We start from the raw sequence: 312 nt of genomic DNA on the forward strand, positions 1-312 counted from the left end.
AGGCTCCGAAAGCCTTGCTCACGATCCCGCGAAATCGTTGCTCACGATCGTCTGAAATCTCTGCTCACGATCCCCTGAAATCCGCGCTCACGATCCCGCGAAACGCGCACCCATCGGAAACATCCCCCCGGGCCGAAGCCGAGCAACGCTACTATGACATGCTGAAACAATCGGCCATGGCGGCATAACTTAAACCAAATGGCCTCCGGCAAACCCGGGGGGGCAGAATCCGAGATAGCTCATTCCGACTGTCAATCGGACTCTACGGATCGTCTCACCTCCTCGGCAACAGTGCTGCGAAGGCTTGGGCCC

At 58.3% G+C, this 312-nt stretch carries 1 protein-coding gene; it reads left to right on the plus strand.

Annotation, left to right across the window (positions count from 1 at the left end; all coding sequences use genetic code 11):
- A partial coding sequence (locus QJT78_RS52445) for a hypothetical protein (RefSeq protein WP_281460978.1) occupies positions 1-188 on the plus strand: 188 nt, incomplete at its 5' end.
- Between the last annotated feature and the right edge of the window lie 124 nt (positions 189-312).

This window comes from Bradyrhizobium sp. Mp27, from assembly GCF_029953005.1.
In the GTDB taxonomy this organism is placed as follows: domain Bacteria; phylum Pseudomonadota; class Alphaproteobacteria; order Rhizobiales; family Xanthobacteraceae; genus Bradyrhizobium; species Bradyrhizobium barranii.